The sequence below is a fragment of the Nitrosomonas marina genome, from assembly GCF_900111605.1.
Classification (GTDB): domain Bacteria; phylum Pseudomonadota; class Gammaproteobacteria; order Burkholderiales; family Nitrosomonadaceae; genus Nitrosomonas; species Nitrosomonas marina_A.
On sequence record NZ_FOIA01000010.1, the window covers coordinates 1 to 18,949 of the forward strand.

General features: G+C 47.1%; 13 protein-coding genes, 1 other RNA gene, 1 pseudogene and 1 riboswitch. Of the genes and pseudogenes, 9 read left to right on the plus strand and 6 right to left on the minus strand.

The genetic code is table 11. The features are described from left to right. A pseudogene (locus tag BMY62_RS15925) lies at positions 1-83 on the plus strand (IS5/IS1182 family transposase); the annotation flags it as partial. A gap of 66 nt (positions 84-149) precedes the next feature. Beyond that, positions 150-362 (plus strand): hypothetical protein, encoded by a 213-nt coding sequence (locus tag BMY62_RS05895; RefSeq protein ID WP_090657631.1) that lies wholly within the window; start codon positions 150-152, stop codon positions 360-362. A gap of 297 nt (positions 363-659) precedes the next feature. On the opposite strand, the gene BMY62_RS05900 is transcribed toward BMY62_RS05895, so the two are convergent. Beyond that, on the minus strand, positions 660-1,487 hold the full coding sequence (locus BMY62_RS05900) for an undecaprenyl-diphosphate phosphatase (RefSeq protein WP_090657632.1): 828 nt from the start codon (positions 1,485-1,487) through the stop codon (positions 660-662). A 16-nt stretch (positions 1,488-1,503) separates the two neighbouring features. Beyond that, positions 1,504-3,399: a phosphomethylpyrimidine synthase ThiC gene (thiC, locus tag BMY62_RS05905; protein WP_090657634.1), complete on the minus strand. Its 1,896-nt coding sequence runs from the start codon at positions 3,397-3,399 to the stop codon at positions 1,504-1,506. Between the two features lie 32 nt (positions 3,400-3,431). After that, a riboswitch (TPP riboswitch) is annotated at positions 3,432-3,537 on the minus strand. Positions 3,538-3,598: 61 nt separating this feature from the next. Here thiC and BMY62_RS05910 point away from each other — a divergent pair. From BMY62_RS05910 to rnpB, 3 genes are all read left to right on the plus strand, one after another. Then, positions 3,599-4,276: a protein-L-isoaspartate O-methyltransferase family protein gene (locus tag BMY62_RS05910; RefSeq protein WP_090657637.1), complete on the plus strand. Its 678-nt coding sequence runs from the start codon at positions 3,599-3,601 to the stop codon at positions 4,274-4,276. Positions 4,277-4,454: 178 nt separating this feature from the next. Next, positions 4,455-5,699, plus strand: a complete 1,245-nt coding sequence (locus BMY62_RS05915; RefSeq protein ID WP_371264073.1) for a TolC family outer membrane protein — start codon at positions 4,455-4,457, stop codon at positions 5,697-5,699. Positions 5,700-5,854: 155 nt separating this feature from the next. Then, an RNA gene (gene rnpB / locus BMY62_RS05920) (RNase P RNA component class A) lies at positions 5,855-6,153 on the plus strand. A gap of 554 nt (positions 6,154-6,707) precedes the next feature. Here rnpB and BMY62_RS05930 read toward each other — a convergent pair. Beyond that, positions 6,708-7,718, minus strand: a complete 1,011-nt coding sequence (locus BMY62_RS05930; protein ID WP_090657641.1) for an isoaspartyl peptidase/L-asparaginase family protein — start codon at positions 7,716-7,718, stop codon at positions 6,708-6,710. 537 nt (positions 7,719-8,255) lie between these two features. Between BMY62_RS05930 and BMY62_RS05935 the strand changes: the two genes are divergently transcribed. From BMY62_RS05935 to asnB, 4 genes are all read left to right on the plus strand, one after another. Further along, positions 8,256-8,603: a hypothetical protein gene (locus BMY62_RS05935; RefSeq protein ID WP_177170303.1), complete on the plus strand. Its 348-nt coding sequence runs from the start codon at positions 8,256-8,258 to the stop codon at positions 8,601-8,603. Next, positions 8,593-10,020, plus strand: coding sequence for a sodium:solute symporter family transporter (locus BMY62_RS05940; protein WP_090657645.1), 1,428 nt, complete (start codon positions 8,593-8,595; stop codon positions 10,018-10,020). The genes BMY62_RS05935 and BMY62_RS05940 overlap by 11 nt, the downstream gene beginning before the upstream one ends. 112 nt (positions 10,021-10,132) lie before the next feature. Then, complete coding sequence (locus BMY62_RS05945) at positions 10,133-11,224, plus strand: aspartate/ornithine carbamoyltransferase family protein (protein ID WP_090657648.1); 1,092 nt, start codon at positions 10,133-10,135, stop codon at positions 11,222-11,224. Positions 11,225-11,278: 54 nt separating this feature from the next. Continuing rightward, positions 11,279-13,240 (plus strand): asparagine synthase (glutamine-hydrolyzing), encoded by a 1,962-nt coding sequence (gene asnB, locus BMY62_RS05950; protein ID WP_090657650.1) that lies wholly within the window; start codon positions 11,279-11,281, stop codon positions 13,238-13,240. A gap of 71 nt (positions 13,241-13,311) precedes the next feature. Here the strand turns inward: asnB and BMY62_RS05955 are convergent, their stop codons facing one another. From BMY62_RS05955 to BMY62_RS05965, 3 genes are all read right to left on the minus strand, one after another. Continuing rightward, a complete protein-coding gene (locus BMY62_RS05955; protein WP_090657652.1) occupies positions 13,312-16,779 on the minus strand; it encodes a mechanosensitive ion channel domain-containing protein in 3,468 nt (1,155 codons plus the stop codon). A 144-nt stretch (positions 16,780-16,923) separates the two neighbouring features. Next, positions 16,924-18,258, minus strand: a complete 1,335-nt coding sequence (locus tag BMY62_RS05960) for an ATP-binding protein (RefSeq protein ID WP_090657654.1) — start codon at positions 18,256-18,258, stop codon at positions 16,924-16,926. Beyond that, the gene (locus BMY62_RS05965; RefSeq protein WP_090657655.1) at positions 18,255-18,941 is read right to left on the minus strand and encodes a response regulator transcription factor; all 687 of its coding nucleotides are present in this window, start codon (positions 18,939-18,941) and stop codon (positions 18,255-18,257) included. Before BMY62_RS05965 ends, BMY62_RS05960 begins: the two co-directional genes overlap by 4 nt. Positions 18,942-18,949 lie beyond the last annotated feature (8 nt).

The following is an 18,949-nucleotide window of genomic DNA, read 5'->3' on the forward strand; positions in this document are numbered from 1 at the left end:
CAACACGATACGCAAAGAATGCCGCATCGTTTCTGGCGGCTGTCCATATACGGTGCATCGCTATTTGGGCTAGTATCTTATGACGACACTATCTAAGATATTTCAAAACTTTATTGCCATATTCAACTGAATGGCATTGGAGGTAAGTAATGGCCAACAAAGACGCAAAGGGCAATAGGAATATTACCGATGAAGAAGCAAGAAGGATAGTTGAAGAGGATTTGCGCAAGATTACAGACCGGTATCGAGAACTTTATGAACGGGAGCGCAGGATGAGCGCTGAATTGGAATCGTTGCGACGTGCCTCCAGCAGTGTGGAGTCGTCAAAAAGGAGAAACAGGCAAATACCGAAGCTTGCGTAGCATGTGGTGGCACAGGAAAGCGTAAATGTGTACAGTGCGATGGGCGCGGTTGGTTCTATAACCAACAACTGAATACCCGCGAGCGTTGCCCCATTTGCAACGAGTCTGGATATGTTGAATGTCGTGGTTGCAGTGGAAAAGGATACCGATAGTGCCTGATGCACTTACAGGAGTTTTGTAACGCATTGGACCGTGATAGAGTACTAGTACCATGAATTCGTAAGTACCTGTATTTGTTTTTATTATCATGGCACTATAAGATACAGGACTAACACACTATCCACTGTTGCATTAAATTCATCCAAACTCCGACCAACCCACGACTCCCGTATAAGCCGTCAGCAATATGACGCACCCAAAAATGATCCGGTAATATGCAAATAACGTAAAATCGTGATTGCTGATAAAGCGCAGTAAGCCGCGTACAGCGACCAGAGCACTGAAAAACGCAGCAACGAAGCCAACGGCAAACATGCCAACATCGTTAAACTCCAGGATGGCGCGGTTTCTGTAGACGTCGTAGAACGTCGCGGCGAACATGACGGGAATGGCCAGAAAGAAGGAGAACTCTGCAGCAGCTTTGCGCGACAGGCCGAACAGCAGACCACCGATGATTGTCGCGCCAGAGCGGGAAGTGCCAGGAATCAGCGCCAGACATTGCGCACAGCCGACTTTGAGCGCATGTTTCCAGTCCATGTTGTCGATATGCTCGACTTCAATCTGGTGATCGCGCCGCTCCGCCCATAAAATCACAATGCCGCCGATTACCAGTGCTGTTGCAACGGATAACGGATTAAACAGATACTGCTTGATGCTGTCGATAAACAGCAGGCCCAGCACAGCCGCGGGCATGAACGCGATGAGCAGGTTCAATACAAAACGCTGCGCCGATTTCTCCGAGCCTATGCCCGTTATGACATCAACGATTTTTCGGCGGTATTCCCAGCAGACAGCCAGAATCGCACCGAGCTGAATTGCGATCATGAAAACCTTTTCACGGTCCTCATTAAATTCCAGTAAATCACCGACAAGGATTAAATGGCCGGTGGATGAAACCGGCAAAAATTCTGTTAACCCCTCAACAATTCCGAGGATTAACGCTTTAAACAGTAAGACCGGATCCATGCGGGCCCCAGGTTATTTATAATTTGTTGTAAATTTCTGCGCCCGCTTTTTTAAATTCAGCGGCTTTCTCATCCATACCCTGCTTGATTGCTTCATCTTCGCTGACACCTTGCCTGGCAGCATAATCACGCACGTCCTGGGTGATTTTCATCGAACAGAAATGCGGTCCGCACATCGAGCAGAAATGCGCGACTTTGGCACCTTCCTGCGGCAGGGTTTCGTCGTGAAACTGCATTGCTTTGTCGGGATCGAGACTCAGGTTGAACTGGTCTTCCCAGCGGAATTCAAAGCGCGCTTTGGACAGAGCGTTGTCACGAATCTGCGCACCCGGATGACCTTTGGCGAGGTCGGCTGCATGCGCGGCGATTTTATAGGTGATAATGCCGTCCTTGACGTCGTTTTTGTCCGGCAGGCCAAGATGCTCTTTTGGTGTGACGTAACACAACATTGCAGTACCGTACCAGCCGATCATTGCAGCGCCGATGGCCGAGGTGATATGATCGTAACCCGGTGCTATATCGGTCGTCAATGGTCCCAGGGTATAAAAAGGCGCTTCATCGCAATGCTCCAGTTGCAGGTCCATATTTTCCTTGATCAGATGCATCGGGACATGGCCGGGGCCTTCGATCATAGTCTGTACATCATGCTTCCAGGCAATTTTGGTCAATTCGCCGAGGGTTTTCAATTCGGCAAACTGCGCCTCGTCGTTAGCGTCATATATCGAGCCCGGGCGAAGGCCGTCGCCGAGTGAAAAGCTGACATCATACGCCTTCATGATTTCGCAAATTTCCTCGAAGTGGGTGTACAGAAAGCTTTCCTCGTGGTGTGCAAGGCACCATTTCGCCATGATCGAACCGCCGCGCGAGACAATACCTGTCATGCGCTTAGCGGTCATCGGCACATAGGCGAGGCGTACACCTGCATGGATAGTGAAGTAATCAACCCCCTGCTCTGCCTGTTCAATCAAGGTGTCGCGGAATATCTCCCAGGTCAGTTCTTCCGCCTTGCCGTCAACTTTCTCCAGCGCCTGATAAATCGGAACCGTGCCGATCGGCACCGGGCTGTTGCGAATAATCCATTCACGTGTTTCGTGGATGTTTTTTCCAGTGGATAAGTCCATCACGGTATCACCACCCCAGCGGATCGCCCAGGTCATTTTCTCGACTTCTTCCTGTATGCTGGAACCGAGGGCCGAATTACCGATATTGGCGTTGATTTTCACCAGAAAATTTCGTCCGATGATCATCGGTTCCGATTCCGGGTGGTTAATATTCGCCGGAATGATGGCGCGGCCACGCGCCACTTCGTCGCGCACGAATTCAGGCGTGATTTTCCCGGGTAAAATTGCGCCAAAATGTTGCCCGGGGTGCTGCTGCGTTAACAGTTGATGATTCTCGGCACTGAATGCTTCGTGCCGCTGGTTCTCGCGGATAGCGATAAATTCCATTTCTGGTGTAATAATACCCTGCCGTGCATAGTGCATTTGTGTTACATTCTTTTCCGCCTTGGCACGACGTGGATGGCGTTGCAGGTTAAACCGCATATCGGTCAGCTTGGGGTCCTGCAATCGTGCGCGGCCATAGGATGAACTGAGTCCGTTCAGGAATTCGGTATCGCCGCGTTCCTCGATCCAGTGATCGCGCAGCGCCGGCAGTCCGGAACGAATATCAATTTGGGCAGCCGGATCGGTATACGGGCCGGACGTATCGTAAACCCAGATTGGAGGGTTTTTCTCTGCGCCGCTGCTGGCCATGGTTTCAGTCTGCCGGATTTCGCGCATGGGTACCTGTATATCAGGGCGCGGGCCCTGTACATAGATCTTGCGGGAGTTCGGCAACGGTTTCACGGCAGCTTCGTCGACAGTGGCCGTGGCACTGGAAAAGTTTTTTTGATTTAGAACTGTAATATTCATTAAGATGCTCCTTAAAATGCCATAAAGAGCGGGAGGACAGGCTCCAGCTTCCCTACGGCGGCATTATCCGCGTCAGGTAATAAGGGACTTTCTCACCAATATTTCCTGTGTTCAGGAAATGGACCCCTAGCTGATGCTGTGAAGCTAATAGAAATATGAAATAATTGCAAGTATATTATTTTTTTTAAAAAGAAAACATATGAACATTGAATTGAATCCTGAACAGTCATTAGAACATTCACGCTATAACATGGTCGTCCAGCAAATCCGCCCCTGGTATGTCCTGGATGATGAAGTTCTTGATTTATTGTATAAAGTGCGCCGAGAAGAATTTGTGCCGGCTGCTTACCGTCACGCAGCTTTTGTCGATATGGAAATTCCGCTGGGGCATGGGCAGGTCATGCTCGCACCAAAAATGGAAGCACGTATTTTACAGGAGCTGCATATTAATAAAACGGACAAAATTCTCGAAGTTGGTACCGGAAGCGGTTATATGGCGGCTTTACTGGCGCAGCTTGGCAACCATGTATATAGCGTTGAAATTATCCCGGAGCTGAAACAGATGGCTGTGGCGAATTTGAGGGCGCATAATATCACCAATGTGACGATTGAACAGGGTGATGCCGCACACGGCTGGTCCAAACACGAACCCTACGATGTCATCGTGATTACAGCTTCCACGCCGGTATTGCCTGACAGCTTCAAAAACAGTCTGAATACGGGTGGTCGCCTGTTTGCCATCATCGGGGAAGACCCGATTATGGAAGCAAAACTGATTGCTTGTACAGCACCAGGCAAATTTACAGTTAATACGTTATTCGAAACCAGCACAGCCGCACTGATCAATGCGGAACAGGCAAGCAGGTTTACCTTTTGATACCCGCATATCAGTTTCAGTCATTACACGTTTTACGGAACATCACACTATCCTCTTCTATTAATTCTTCGCAAACAGGTTGCTGGTTTTGACAACAGGTATGTTACGTATAATGTTATTTTTACTGGTTTTTTTCATTGGCGCAGCTAGCAGTTCGGCGTCAAGAGCTGCTAATCTGATGGATATTTATCAGGAGGCATTGGAAAAAGACGCGCAATATCAGTCCGCCCGTGCAGTTTATCAGGCGGCACAGGAAAAAATAACCCAAGGACGGGCCGGATTGCTGCCCAGTGTCAATTTATCGGCAACGCGCCAGACACAGGAAGTCGATACTACGCTGGGTCCTCCAGTCACGATCCAGAACCGAGGAATTGTTATTTCGGCGACGCAGCCACTTATCCGTTTTGAAAATTTTATTATTTATTCGCAATCCAAAACCCAGGTATCGCAGGCTGAGTCGCAATTTGTTCTTGCAGCTCAGGATTTAATCCTGCGTGTCGCCCAGGCGTATTTCAATGTGCTTGACGCACAAACCGACGTTGAAGTTGCTGAAGCGCAAAAGACAGCTATACTCAAGCAGCTCGAGCAGGCCCAGCGCAATTTTGAAGTCGGCGTCGCAACCATTGTCGATACCAATGAAGCACAGGCGCGTTTTGATCTGACCCTGTCGCAAGAAATTGCTGCCCGTAACGCACTTGAAATCAGCAAGCGTGCATTGCAAAGCATCATTAACCGTTTCCCTGGGCAGCTTGCCAGCGCGCATGAAATATCGACCGAGCTGCTTAGCTTGCCATATATCAGCATGGATGAATGGGTCGCAGCTGCGGAAGCACAGAATTACATGATAAAAATCCAGCAGGCGGCATACGATCTAGCTAACAAGGAAGTCAAAAAAGCCTGGGCGCAACACTATCCGACGGTCGATCTCGTTGCTCAGTACAGTGATCAGACTGGTGTAGGCGGCGCGATAACCGGACGCGGTATTGATCTGACTTCTAAGTCAATCGGGTTGCAACTGAACCTGCCGTTGTTTCAGGGATTCGGTACACAGTCACGGGTTCGTGAAGCGATTGCCAATCAGGAAAAGGCGCAGCACGATCTGGAAAATACCCGTCGCGACATGATGCTGCAGGTCCGCCAGCAATACCTCAATGTTACCAACGGAATTGCTCAGGTTAAGGCGTTAAAGCAAGCGCTTGTCTCAAGCCAGACACAACTTGATTCCACCATGCTTGGGCAGGAAGTCGGCGTTAGAACAGAGGTCGATGTACTGAATGCACAGCAACAATTTTACTCAGCGCGGCGCGATCTCGCAAAAGCCTATCACGGTTATCTGATGTCCAGATTGCGATTGAGTGCTGAAGCGGGTGAACTCGATGAGGAAGTGCTTAAGCAGATAAATGTAATGCTTCAAGGTAATTAATCGTTTAGATCAGCTTTACTGCTGACCTGCAACCTTGCCCGGAAAAATCGGTGCACATGCGTATTTACGGCTGTAAGCCATGCGTGTACTGATATGAAAAACAGCTCGTTCCGTGAATTGATTCGCGATAGACTGAAAAATGATAAAATGCCACCAAAGCTGGCCAGACAGTCGCTGTCCGCTGTTTCAAATCAGCGGGGAGAGGAAAGTCCGGACTCCATAGAGCGGGATGTCGGCTAACAGCCGACCGCCGTGAGGCGAGGAACAGGGCCACAGAGACGAGCGTATTGAGTTACGGTGAAACGCGGTAACCTCCATCCGGAGCAAAACCAAATAGGCAGGCGATGAGGTTGCTCGCGGAGCCTGCGGGTAGGTTGCTTGAATGCATGGGTAACCATGCATCTAGATGAATGACTGTCCACGACAGAATCCGGCTTATCGGCCAGCTTTCCTGCTACGTATCATTATCACGTTTTCAGCGTGGTTCGTGATTTTTCCTGCGATTGTATTCTTTCTGTTGCCACAGCAAAGGCAAAGGCAAAGGCAAAGGCAAAGGCAAAGGCAAAGGCGACCTCAATGTGTAACCGGGTTTTTCCAGAATTTGACATCCTTTAAAAATGAATGAAATTCAATTCACTGAGATCGCATCCCATATTACTTGCAATAAACGAGTGAATGGGTTGAATTCCTGCATCAGTATGCATTGTGCTATTCAATTATCACGCTAATTTGAAAAAGGAAAACTCATGCTCAGGCTATATCAGTTCGAACGTACCCGGGGTATTCCCAGCTTGAGTCCATTATGTTGTGAATTGGGAACTTACATACGCAGTGCGAAATTGATTTTGAAATAATTTCCGCACTGCCGCCTGGTGCACCCAAAGGAAAGCTGCCCTAAAATATATCGGTTGCCCCATTGAGTCGCCGCTCAAGGCGCATGGTTCGGCAAAGAATAATTTTAAAGATTCCATTGCGCGGATTAGACAGAATTACGATTCTGATCTGCAGTCAGTCTGATGTATTGCAAGCAGCCAGCGATTCGGCGCCAGAGAAAACACCTGTATACGCGATACCATCGTTGCCAATGGCGCCGCGAAACATGCCGCTTGTATTAAAGCGCATCGTGTAATCACCCTGTGCGTTCAGCAGAATTAATCCTCCTTCCCCACCGATGGTTGCTATTTCAGCCAGCGTATGATCAGCTGCTTCTGTTAAAGGCATGTTTTGCAGTTTGATCCGCGCTGCAGTATTGAATCCGGCTACGGTACGGATAAACATCTCTCCAGTACCAGTTGCAGATACCGCGACTGAATGATTGTCTGCGTACGTGCCAGCTCCAATAATGGGTGTGTCACCGACACGCCCGAATCGCTTGTTTGTCAATCCGCCGGTAGATGTTCCGGCAGCAAGATTGCCGTGGCAATCCAGTGCTACAGCACCGACAGTACCATGTTTATCATTGTTTTCTTCCCAGCTATCCGTTTCCAAATCATGATCAAGTGCGATACGTTCTTTTGTGATGGCCTTTTGCAGCTGATCCCAACGGCGCTGGGAGTAGAAAAATGACGGCTCAACGATTTCAAGCGCCTGCTCGGCTGCAAATTCTTCCGCACCACGCCCTATCAACAGCACATGACTGCTGTGCATCATGACTGCTCGTGCGGCGCGAATCGGGTTACGAATAGTGGTAACCGCTGCGACCGCACCTGCCATATGCGTAGCGCCGTCCATGATTGATGCATCCAGTTCATTATTTCCTTCGTGACTGAATACCGCGCCTTTGCCTGCATTGAATACAGGAGAGTCTTCCATGATTACGATCGCAGCGACCACGGCATCTATACTGCTACCCCCGGCAGCGAGTACGGCATGACCTGCATGCAGTGATTGAGTCAATACCTTCATGAATGTGCGCTCGCGTTCCGGTTTCAGTTTATCTCTTTGAACAGCGCCTGCACCGCCATGTATTACTAATCGTAATGGAGCGTTATTATTTGACCGGATATTTGTTAAAGTCATTAATTATTGCAGAGTTGGTGATTTTTAATCCGCCAGCCAGATCTTTATGCATGGCGGTTCATCGTATCAATATTAATGTTTTTAAATATGAATTCAAGAGAATGTCAACAGTGATTTAGGTGAATAAAACTGTCGCGTTTTTTATGTACGCTGTTTTGGGTTACAATATAGAACTAAAAAGTGGTAACAGTGTCAATAAGATTTCATCTAATGATTCTGCCGACTTATGCAGAACCAATTCAAAAACAAAAAAATTCTGATTCAACAACTTCCGGACCAGATTACTGAACAACTGCTTTAGTATCCGGGTTCAACATGACGCATTCATAACAAAGGGTTGGGGCCACCGGCATTCAATCTGATGGGTCCAGATTTTATCCACTTCACTTTTTATGCTATGCAACAGATTTTCACAGATTAATGCATCTATTTCAAACGAAAGTAGATTTAAAAAAGAAAAGCATATCTTTTGGATTGTTTACCGCTGTAATTCTGTTTTGGCAAAGCTGTGCAGGACAGGCCGCTGCTGTCGCATTTATGAATGACCGGCATATTACAAACAATACCGGTTACGTGCTGCTCAACTGGCAAAACAAGGAACTGATACCTGTTGAGTTGCAGCAAGCCGCACAATCCAGTTTCGACAATCCGATCACGTTATACGAAGGAAAAAACAGCTCATTAATGCTCTCGGGTTTGGCGGACGGCACTTATTATTACCGTATTCGTGCTCATCAAAAACAACCTGGCACATGGTCCGATACAGTGAGGCTGGATGTTGCTCATTATTCACTTGCCAGAGTCTGGTTATTGTTTGTTGCTGGCGCACTTGTTTTTCTGAGTGTTGCCTGGGTAATCGTCAGGGGTGCAGCAGATGAATCATGATGCAGTTTTTTTGTCCCCTTCGCTCGGTTGGTCTTTGCTGGTTATTATAAGCGTTATATGGATAGCATTGGGCACTTACTGGGGACGCAAGAACAAGCACTTTGAGCAGCATGCATTGGCGGGACGCAATGTCGGCCTGACGCTGGCATCTGCAACAGCAGTAGCTACCTGGATCACATCGAATACAACCATGCTGGCACCACAATTTGCGCTGCAGATGGGTATTTGGGGCATGCTTGCATACAGTACAGCTGCTTTTGGGCTGTTTCTTTTTGCGCCGATGGCAAAACGGATACGCGCGCTAATGCCACATGGTTATACCTCCGGCGATTTTATTCGTCTGCGCTACGGCAAGAAAGCATGGAGTATTTTTTTGCTGTTTACGCTGTTTTACAGTCTGGCCTGGCTGGTCAGCATGGCAATGGCAGGCGGCATCTTGCTAAATGCCTTGTCCGGAATTTCCTATGAGTATGGAATGAGCATTCTGCTGCTGGTATGTGTCATTTATACTATGCGGGGCGGCCTATATGCCGTTATCGGCACTGATTTCATACAAAGTCTGATCATTCTGGCGGGTATTGTAATTGTCGGATTTGCAGTTTTGAATCATGTCAGTATAGAAACAATTCACGCCAATCTCACAGCTGAAAAGCCGATGCTGCTGAATATCATGTTTCCGGTTGCGATCATGGTTGTCTTTAATAATCTGCTGTTCGGATTGGGCGAAGTGTTTCATAACAATATCTGGTGGAGCAGGGCATTTGCTTTTCGAGAAGGTGTGGGCCAAAAAGCATTTCTTATTGCCGGATTTATCTGGTTGCCAATACCGGTTGCCGCCGGATTTATCGCTTTGGCATCCGGTGCACTGAATGTTGCGGTACCCAGCGCTGATATGGTTGGACCGCTTGTTGTTGCTAATGTGCTGGGCACGACTGGCGCAGTTGCAATTTTTATAGTTGTTTTTTGTTCCCTGGCATCCAGTATCGATAGTCTGCTGGCCGCAACGTCCGATCTTATTACTGAGGACATTTACCGCAAGATAGTTTATCCAAAGGCCAGTAGCGAGCAATTAAAAAAAGCTGCACAAATAGTAACGCTTTTGCTGGGCCTTACTGCATGGCTGGTTTGCCTGCCACGTATTGGAACACTGGCTACGGTTCTTTTTTTCGCTGGCCCGCTTGTTGGCAGCATGATCTGGCCGATTATTACCGGATTGTACTGGAAGCATGCAACATCTAGCGGCGCGATCTGCGGCATGTTACTTGGAAGCGCGCTTGGGTTGCTGGCCTACTTTCAGATTGGCTGGTATATCGCTACGCTGGTAAGCGCTGTTGCATCGATGGCGTGTGTTATTTTCTTTGCCTACTGCTATCCGGCCAACTATGACTGGCATCAGTTAAAAGAAAAACAGGCGTGATGTTTTCAACGGAATTTCTTGCATATCTGGTATATGGTGCACTGGGATGGTGTGCTGTTACAGGCGTCATTCTGATTATTATGCTACTGAAAGAATGGAGAAAGGGTAATATATGGTAATTAAAACCGCAGCAAAAGTAGAGCATATTGTTCAAAGCGAACTGAAAACAAATCTGATCGGGCTTTGTCCTGAACCAGAAGGATTAATCAAGTTTCAGCCCAGAATTTGTTTGCAGAAACTTAAGGAACTGACATACAGATCCATTCTTTCCGCCGATCTTTTCGATACAGAAATGCTGAGAGAACTGGCCAAAGTTGCTGCTTATCTGCAGCTGAAAAAAATCAGCGCCGATAAAGTGCTAAACGACAAAATTATGGCAACAGCATTTTTCGAGGCCAGTACACGGACGCGGCTTTCTTTTGAGAGCGCCATGCTGCGTCTTGGTGGAAAAACGCTAAGTGTCGCGGAAGCCGCTTTAACGGGTGAGGCAAAAGGTGAAAAGCTGCTGGATATTGGACAAATGTTTAACAGTTATGCCGATATTGTAGTCATACGTCATACCCAGCAAAAAGCAATTCAGGAATTAAGCGAATATTTGCGCATTCCCATCATCAATGGTGGAAATGGTTCAGACGAACACCCAACGCAGGCGCTCGCTGACTGGTATGCGCTGCTGAAATGGAAGCCAGATCTCATGCTCGGCGCAGCTTCTGAAGAACAGCTGCACCTCGGCATTGTCGGTACACCCGGAAGCATGCGAACCGTGAAGAGTTTTTTGATACTGGCGCTATTGTTCAGACACAACATCAGCCAGATTACCATCGTTTCTGAGATGGCTGATCCCCTGGGAGTTGAAGTACAGTCATTTTGCGATTCTAGTCCGATACCTATCGACATCAAAAATGATTTGCAGGAGGTGGTCGGCGAGCTTGATGTCATTTATATGAATTCGATCGCCTTTCTGGGTGATGGATACCGAACTCTTGGATCCCGATTTAAATTGGATAAGGAGTCCAGACTTAAAAAAGGCGCCGTTGTTTTACATCCTCTGGCACGAAAAGATGAGCTTGATGTCAGTCTGGATCATACCCGGCACAATCTTTATTTTAATCAGGCGGATGGCGCTGTTTTTATTCGTCAGGCACTGTTATTGATTGTTTTTGGCCGTCTCGAGCAGGTGCTTCCCGATCATTTGATCGAATAGTAAATTACAGAGCCAGAAAATTATTTGAATAATAAACGAACAGAGGTATAACTTATGTGTGGTATAGCCGGTGTATGGAGCCCATTCAGATACGATAAGAATAACGACAAATATATCCATCAAATGGCCGCACAGTTGCTGCATCGAGGCCCGGATGGCCGCGGGTTCCATTTCGATACAAAAGATGGCATTGCCATGGCGCACACACGCCTGTCGATTATTGATCTGAATTCTGGAGAGCAGCCGATACATGATTCGCAGGCCCAGTTGACACTGACCGCTAATGGAGAATTTTATGATTACAAACGTATTCGCGGATTGTTAACGGCAGAAGGGTTCAGTTTTTCTACCAAATCAGACAGTGAAATAGCATTGAAGCTTTATCGCAAATACGGATTATCATTTGTGGATCATTTGCGTGGTGAATTTGCCTTTGCCTTATTTGATGCAAAAAAACAGCAACTGATTCTGGTGCGTGACCGGTTTGGTATTCGCCCGCTCTTTTATCATATTACGGGCGAGGCTGTTTTTTATGGCTCGGAAATCAAATCACTTCTTGCCCACCCGCATGTTCCAAGTGATATTTCAAAAAAGGCGCAATTGCATCAGATGATGCAGGTCATGGTGCCTGGCGATTCGCTGTTTGAAAATATCCATGCTTTAAAACCCGGGCACATGCTGATCATCGGGAAAGCTGGTGGCCGTATTTCAGTCACTGAAAAATGTTATTGGGATGCTGAATTTCCGTTAAACGGTGAGCATGCAGTGCGCAGTGATCAGCAACATATAGAGGCGGTGCGTGAAACACTGATTGAATCCGTAGCGTTACGTCTGGAAGCTGATGTGCCGGTTGCCTGCTATCTCTCGGGTGGTATTGATAGCTGCTCAATCTTGGGCATGGCATCATCCATTCAGCAATCACCTGTTAAGGCATTTACAATCAGTTTTGATGATGAGCGCTATGATGAAGCTACCATCGCAACTGAAATGGCCGAAAAATGTAATGCAGATCAGGATATTTTACGAGTTTCAGCATCCGACCTGTATGGTAAGAATTTTGAAAAAGCGATATGGTATTCAGAGCGTACTTTTTATAACACGCTTGGTATTGCCAAAATGCTGATGAGCAAGCATGTTACTGACAATCATTTTAAAGTTGTTATCACTGGTGAAGGCGCAGACGAATTTTTTGGGGGATATGCCGCTTTTAAACGCGACATGTTTATTCATGACCCCGCTTATCAGACTGAAGCAATGGAAGCGCTGTTGCAAGCCAGCAATCGAGTTTTCAGTGGCTCTGTACTGGCAGAAAAAGCTGTTTCACATCCTGCATTCGAGGAAGTCATGGGATTCACGCCTTCATGGATACAGCCCTGGATGCTGGTGCTGGAACAGGTCAAGCCATTGTTGTCAGAAACATTTCTTGACCTATTAGGGGAATATGATCCGATAGCTGCTATTGCTTACAGTCTGGATAAATCGAAACTCGATGGGCGGCATCCGCTTGATAAAGCGCAGTACAGCTGGATCAAGACCATGCTTGAAGGCCAGATCCTGAACTGGGGCGGTGATCGCGTTGACATGGCTAACTCGCTGGAATCTCGCCCGGCATTTCTCGATCATCATGTCACGGAACTGGCCGCTGATCTGCCGCCACATGTGCGTATACGCAATGGCGTAGAAAAATGGGTATTGCGTGAAGCAATGAAACATCTGTTGCCCGAGGTACTGTACAACCGCGAGAAATTTGCATTCATGGCCCCGCCGGCCCATACAGATCAAAATAAAACACAAGCCATTCAGGATCTAATCGATAAATATCTATCACCACAGCGCGTAATGCAAGCCGGTATCTTTAATCAACGAGCCATAAAAAAATTGTATAAAAACCAGGATGTTTCCGAGGATCATACAATGAAAACGCGAAAAGACATCATTCTCAATCATGCGATTGGATTGCATGCCATGAATGATATCTTTATGAGGCGGCCTGCTACTGAAGAGTGTCTGGCTTGATAACACAAAACCGGCTTATTCGGGAGGAAACGGCACAAAATATATGCGTTCGATATAATCAGAAAACCAGGTTATCCTTGTTCCATTGGCTTCTGAGTCGGCCGGACTCCTGCAGTATCTGATCGTGAGACGATGGTGATTTCTTCAGGCAGGCTTCTGATATGAATATCCTGGTGTGGGAAGGCGATTTCAATTGCCGCCTCACGGAAACGTCGGTCGATTTCCATAAGTAGATCATGCCGTGTTTCCAGAAGCAGGTCGGGCTCTGGTATAAAGATTCTAAGTTCGAAATTCAATGAACTGTCACCGAAAGCCACAAAGCGTGCACTGGGTTCAGGATCTTTGAGTACATGTGGATGATCTTGTGCGATAGATAACAAAATATCGTTGGCGAGCTTTGTGTCAGAACCGTATACGATTCCGACAGGAATGAGAATCCGCAAAATGGAGTCAGACAAAGACCAGTTGATAACCTGCCCGGTAACAAACTCCTTATTGGGAATTATCAGTTCCTTCCTGTCCCAGTCAGTGACCGTGGTCGCGCGCATTTGAATGCGCGAAACTTTGCCGCTGATATTACCAAGTGTCACCACATCACCGACACGTACCGGGCGCTCAAACAGAATAATCAGACCCGAAACAAAATTGGCGAAAATCTCCTGCAGTCCAAAGCCAAGTCCAACTGTTACCGCTGCTGCAAGCCACTGCACTTTTGACCAGCCGATGCCAAGCGCACTAAATGTCATGGCAAAACCTACGATAATGATAATGTAGCGAACAATGGAGGAGATTGCATAGCGGCCGCTTGGTGTAAATGGCAAACGCTGCAGTATGACAATTTCCAGCAATCCGGGAATATTGTTGCTGATAAAAAAAGTCATCATGAAAATAACGATCGCCAGCAGTATGCTGGCCAAAGTTATCGGTACCAGGTCCGTTATTTCAGCGCCACCCTCTGTTTGAGTGACTTCTGTATTCCACAGAACCACATCGTTCAGAATGTTGAAAGCTGGTAAAACCTGCGCCCAAATCAGCGCAATTCCGATGATAATCGTGAACCAGTGCGCTGTATTAAGCAGCTTCATGGTCTGCGTGCTGATGGCATCGACATCCAGGCCATCTTGCTCAACATTGATTTGATCGCCGCTTGTGTCGGCAGCTTTGGAGGCATCATCTGATTGCGCCTGTTCAGCCTGTGCAGCAAATTTTTTTCGCCATTGCTCGATCGCCAGCTTACGCTGTTCAATATTTAACCAGCGTATCAGCAGAGCTTTGCCAATAATCACCGCAAAAACCAGCAACAGCGAGTTGATAATCAGCAGCGACAATTGTCCGGCAGTATACATATAGCCTGCGGCTGCGATGATGGTTAGCACAAAGGGTGTAATCAGCAGACTTGGAAACCATACGCCGGCCAGTCTGCTGATCCAGCCCTCGGCATTTTTGTCCAGATAATATTTCAGCAATCCCTTTTCAGGATGCATTAAACGATAAACCAGTACAGTTGTCGTTGCCATCAGTATGAAAAAAACCAGTCGCCCCAGAGAATCATGATGTGCTTCCGTCGGCTGTTCCTGTGTCACGACAAACACAAAGACCAGCGGTAAAGTTGCAGGAAGAAACCAGGCAAGCTGCTGTCTAGTTAACGCCATACTTTCATGTTTCCAGCGAAAATGTAATTCACCAAGCCCTTCCTTTCGGCACAAATGACTCAACAGCAGACCCGAAAACAACAAATACGCCAGTGCGGCAAGGCCGCTGCCAATGGCAACAGCAAAAGTGGAATCAGTTTCGATTTGCTGGATGCGCCAGGCGATCAGGAAAATCAGTGACGGCCAGGCGAGTGCCATCAGTACTGTTACCACAACGGCCCAAAGCGTGTCGGTAAACCGGGCTTTACTGAGTTTGGTGACATAGCGCCCAAGTACTGATAATTTCAATTTTAATAAGCGTTGCATCAACAGCAACGCTATAGTGAAGAGAAGGAACGGCAGAATTACCAGAAAATTTTTTTTGACATCCTTGGCCACAAGCGATGCTGTTTGCAGCCAGGATGTAGGACTGAAAAGCCAGGTCGCAGCTGCCCCCAAACGCTGAATATCCTGCAATTGAATTATCGGGGCGCTCTGGATCCAGAGAATGCGGGTATCGATAAACGCTTTATACTCGCTGATTAAGCCAATAAATTTGAGCTCGTGTTCCAGAATCGGATAAAGCTTCGTTTCGAAATAAACGTCATAAGCGCTGATCAGTTCATCCAGATAATCATTCTTTTGACTGTCCAGCGCTTGATACACAGCTTTTTGCAGTTGGTTGCGATCAGGTTCGGGAAGCTCGATTTTGGTATTTTTAATAAGCCGGGAAGCTTCAAAATCAAGATCAATCAATTCAAGCAGGCGATCTTCAAGTTCAATCCGTCGCAGCTGCACCTGATTGATTTCCTTGCTGTACGTTTCGATTTTTTTTTCATGGGTATCAATATCAGGCAGTTGCTTACGATCATTGCGCAGTTTTAACCCGATAGCGTTTGTCAGACCAGTCTGGTTTATTTTTTCCCGGATCCGGTCATAGTTGCGTTGTGTTGCTGTTAATGCAAGATCGATACGTTTTTTTTCTTCGCTTAATAATGCACTGTTTGCCGTGATGCTTGCCAGTTCTGCTGCAAGTTGTCTGTTTTCATCCAGAATCGCGCGAACCAGTGGATGAGCAGTATCGGCTGCCTCGCTTGCGGTATCGGCTATCTGTTTAGCATGTTCGGCCGCTTCGGCCCGCCGGCGATTCATGATTTCTTCAAATACATTAAAATTGCGCTCCGCAATCAACACATCACGTTCCGCAACATGCCGTTGTGCGCGCAACAATTCCCGCTGCTGATTATAACTGCGATCTTCGAGTTCAAGCTCCTGAATCAGCTGTTGCAGAAAATCGATTTCCATACCCTGCACAGTTTTCTGGGCGTCGCTGAGATGTTCTGCTGCCGGATCGGAAATGGCAGCTGTTTTTTGTTTCAACTCCTCAATCCGGGTGCGCGCTAATTTGATTTCTTCTTCGATTTTGGGTTGTCGTTCAGCACGTCGGGTGATTTCCTGCTCGATATCTGTTCGCGTTTTCCGGGCATCCGCCAGAATTTTTCTAACGGATTCAAATTGTAATTCAAGTTTGTCCAACGGCAGCTTCAGGTCTATATTATCAGTATTTAATTCCTCTTTTTGCAGCGGTGCATCCAGGGTTCGTTCAAGGGTTCTTAGTTGTTGGGGCGCATTCTTGACAGCATTGACATAATATAATGCACGATTTGCCGACTCGATACTTTTATGTAAAAAATCATGAGCCTGACTTAATGAAGATAGCTCAGTCTGCTGTTGAGAATTTAACGAGTCTATTTTTTTTAAAGTTGTAATTCGCGCTTCAACATCTTTCAGTGTATGACTGAAATGATCCTGTTTCTTTTTTAGCGTCGTTTCAATATCTGTGTACGAACTGCCATTACTGGCAGCAGATATCGTGCTGTAAAGGAAGAATAAAACCAGCAGATACATGGTGCACGGTAAGCCCAATACATGGGATCTGCGAGTTCTGCGCTGGAGCAGTGAGAAAATGGAAGCAGTATTCAAAATCTACGTGTCGAAAAGCAAGTGCGCCGGCAAAAGCAGCGCTTTGAACAAAAAATGTGCAATATAAACTTATTTGGCATCCAGGTAAATTGTGATGCATGCACCTCTTGGTAAGTTTTGCTCAATTGACAAATCACCACCGTAGACCTGAATGATATCCTTAACAATTGCAAGTCCGATGCCATGTCCTGGAATAGACTGATCCGCACGCACTCCGCGCTCAAGAATTCTGGCGATTTCATGTTGTGGAATACCTGGACCATCGTCTTTTACCTGAATGACGATTTGTTTCTGGTGGCGTTCGGCTGACAAGACAATCCGTTGGTCGCACCATTTAAAAGCGTTGTCAATGAGATTGCCAAGCAGTTCCATCAAGTCACCTTCGTCTATGCGCAAGCTGATTGTCTTATCAATGGCGATAGTAATTTCAGGATTCTTGGCATGGTGCGCCTTGCGGACGGTTTTTACAATACGATCTGCGACCGGGTACAGATAAACTGGGCGCATTCCAGGCGAACTTCCAGCGGTTGCTGCCCGTCGTAATTGATACTGGATAATGTTGTCCATACGCTCGATTTGTTCTCGAACGGTTTTTTCTTCAGGTTTGCTTTGCCGGACCGTTGCAGCATTATGAAGGATGGCTAAAGGTGTTTTGAGACTGTGTGCCAGATCAGCAAGTGCATTGCGATAACGTTTTTGCTGTCTGCGCTCATGATTGATCAGCGAATTGATACTATCAGTCAGCAATTTTAATTCACTCGGATAGTTGCCAACGACATTCTCCTGTTTACCCGATTCAATTGCCGACAATTCGATCGACACCTGGCGCATGGGTTGCAATCCCCAGCGCAGTACCAGCATCTGTGTAACCAGGAGTAGCACAGCCATGACACTCAGCCATCCCCAGAGATCTTCCCGGTAACGCTCGATTTGCGCATCAAAAAGTGCCGTGTCCGTAATCACATTAAAAGTCAATGGATAGCTGCCGGTCTCGGTTGTCCAGGCAACACCAAAACGATAAAGGAAAAAAGATTCACCCCTGATGACAATTTGACTGAAATCTTTGCTGCCTTTGTCGAGGAGTTGAAGCTCGGGTAGTTTTTTGTTCAATGCCGAAGTCGATTGCCACACAACTTTTTCGGTATGATTTACAATGAATGCATAGGTGTTCGCATTGGGGCGACTGAATTCGGTGTCAAGCAGATTGGTAGGCATTTCCAGTTCGCCGTCATCATCTACTTCGGCATCTCCCATTAGCATGAGGAGTCTGGCCAACATTCTGTCCTGAACTCCCAGGCGGGCACTGTCATAAAATGCACGATCCAGTGCCAGTGCTATGCCCACAATAAAAACCAGTAAAACACCAGTCGCACTGAATAGGATGCGCCTATTCAAAGACATCATGACGATTTATCACAAGCAATGGTAAAACGGTATCCTCGTCCACGCAGCGTTTCAATAGGGTTCAATTCACCTGCTGGGTCCAGTTTTCGCCGTAACCGGCCCACCATAACTTCCAGCACATTGCTGTCTCTGTCTTCATCATGTGGATACAGGTAATCCGTCAAGACCCGTTTTGATAACACTTCGCCTTGGTGCCGAATTAACAGTTCCAGCATACGGTATTCGAATGATGTCAGATCGATCTTGCAATTATTGACAGTTACCTGTTGTGCTGAAACATCAAGCACGATCGAACCGCATTTTAATGAAGTGGATGGAATGCCGGTTGCGCGGCGCAGCAGTGCTTTTAGCCGTGCCTGTAACTCTTCTATCTGGAATGGTTTGGTTAAGTAGTCATCGGCGCCTAATTCAAGTCCCTGTACCTTGTCCTGCCAGCTGTCTCGTGCAGTCAAAATCAAAATGGGCAGGACACTACCCTGCTCTCTCAGTGTTTTAATGACTTCCAATCCAGATATGCCGGGCAGGCCCAGGTCGATAATTGCGGCATCCAGCGGATATTCATTGGCAATATACAAGCCCTCTCTGCCGTCACTGCATGTGTCGATCATATATCCCGCGGATTCAAGTTTCTGACGAATCTGTGTCTGCAGCTTTATTTCATCTTCAATGACCAGGATACGCATGACCGCTA

Coding starts and splice junctions, on each gene's coding strand:
- BMY62_RS05935 (WP_177170303.1), top strand. CDS start 8,256: ATGAATGACCGGCATATTACAAACAATACCGGTTACGTGCTGCTCAAC.
- BMY62_RS05910 (WP_090657637.1), top strand. CDS start 3,599: ATGAACATTGAATTGAATCCTGAACAGTCATTAGAACATTCACGCTAT.
- BMY62_RS05960 (WP_090657654.1), bottom strand. CDS start 18,258: ATGATGTCTTTGAATAGGCGCATCCTATTCAGTGCGACTGGTGTTTTA.
- BMY62_RS05955 (WP_090657652.1), bottom strand. CDS start 16,779: ATGTATCTGCTGGTTTTATTCTTCCTTTACAGCACGATATCTGCTGCC.
- BMY62_RS05900 (WP_090657632.1), bottom strand. CDS start 1,487: ATGGATCCGGTCTTACTGTTTAAAGCGTTAATCCTCGGAATTGTTGAG.
- BMY62_RS05940 (WP_090657645.1), top strand. CDS start 8,593: ATGAATCATGATGCAGTTTTTTTGTCCCCTTCGCTCGGTTGGTCTTTG.
- asnB (WP_090657650.1), top strand. CDS start 11,279: ATGTGTGGTATAGCCGGTGTATGGAGCCCATTCAGATACGATAAGAAT.
- BMY62_RS05895 (WP_090657631.1), top strand. CDS start 150: ATGGCCAACAAAGACGCAAAGGGCAATAGGAATATTACCGATGAAGAA.
- BMY62_RS05915 (WP_371264073.1), top strand. CDS start 4,455: ATGGATATTTATCAGGAGGCATTGGAAAAAGACGCGCAATATCAGTCC.
- thiC (WP_090657634.1), bottom strand. CDS start 3,399: ATGAATATTACAGTTCTAAATCAAAAAAACTTTTCCAGTGCCACGGCC.
- BMY62_RS05965 (WP_090657655.1), bottom strand. CDS start 18,941: ATGCGTATCCTGGTCATTGAAGATGAAATAAAGCTGCAGACACAGATT.
- BMY62_RS05945 (WP_090657648.1), top strand. CDS start 10,133: ATGGTAATTAAAACCGCAGCAAAAGTAGAGCATATTGTTCAAAGCGAA.
- BMY62_RS05930 (WP_090657641.1), bottom strand. CDS start 7,718: ATGACTTTAACAAATATCCGGTCAAATAATAACGCTCCATTACGATTA.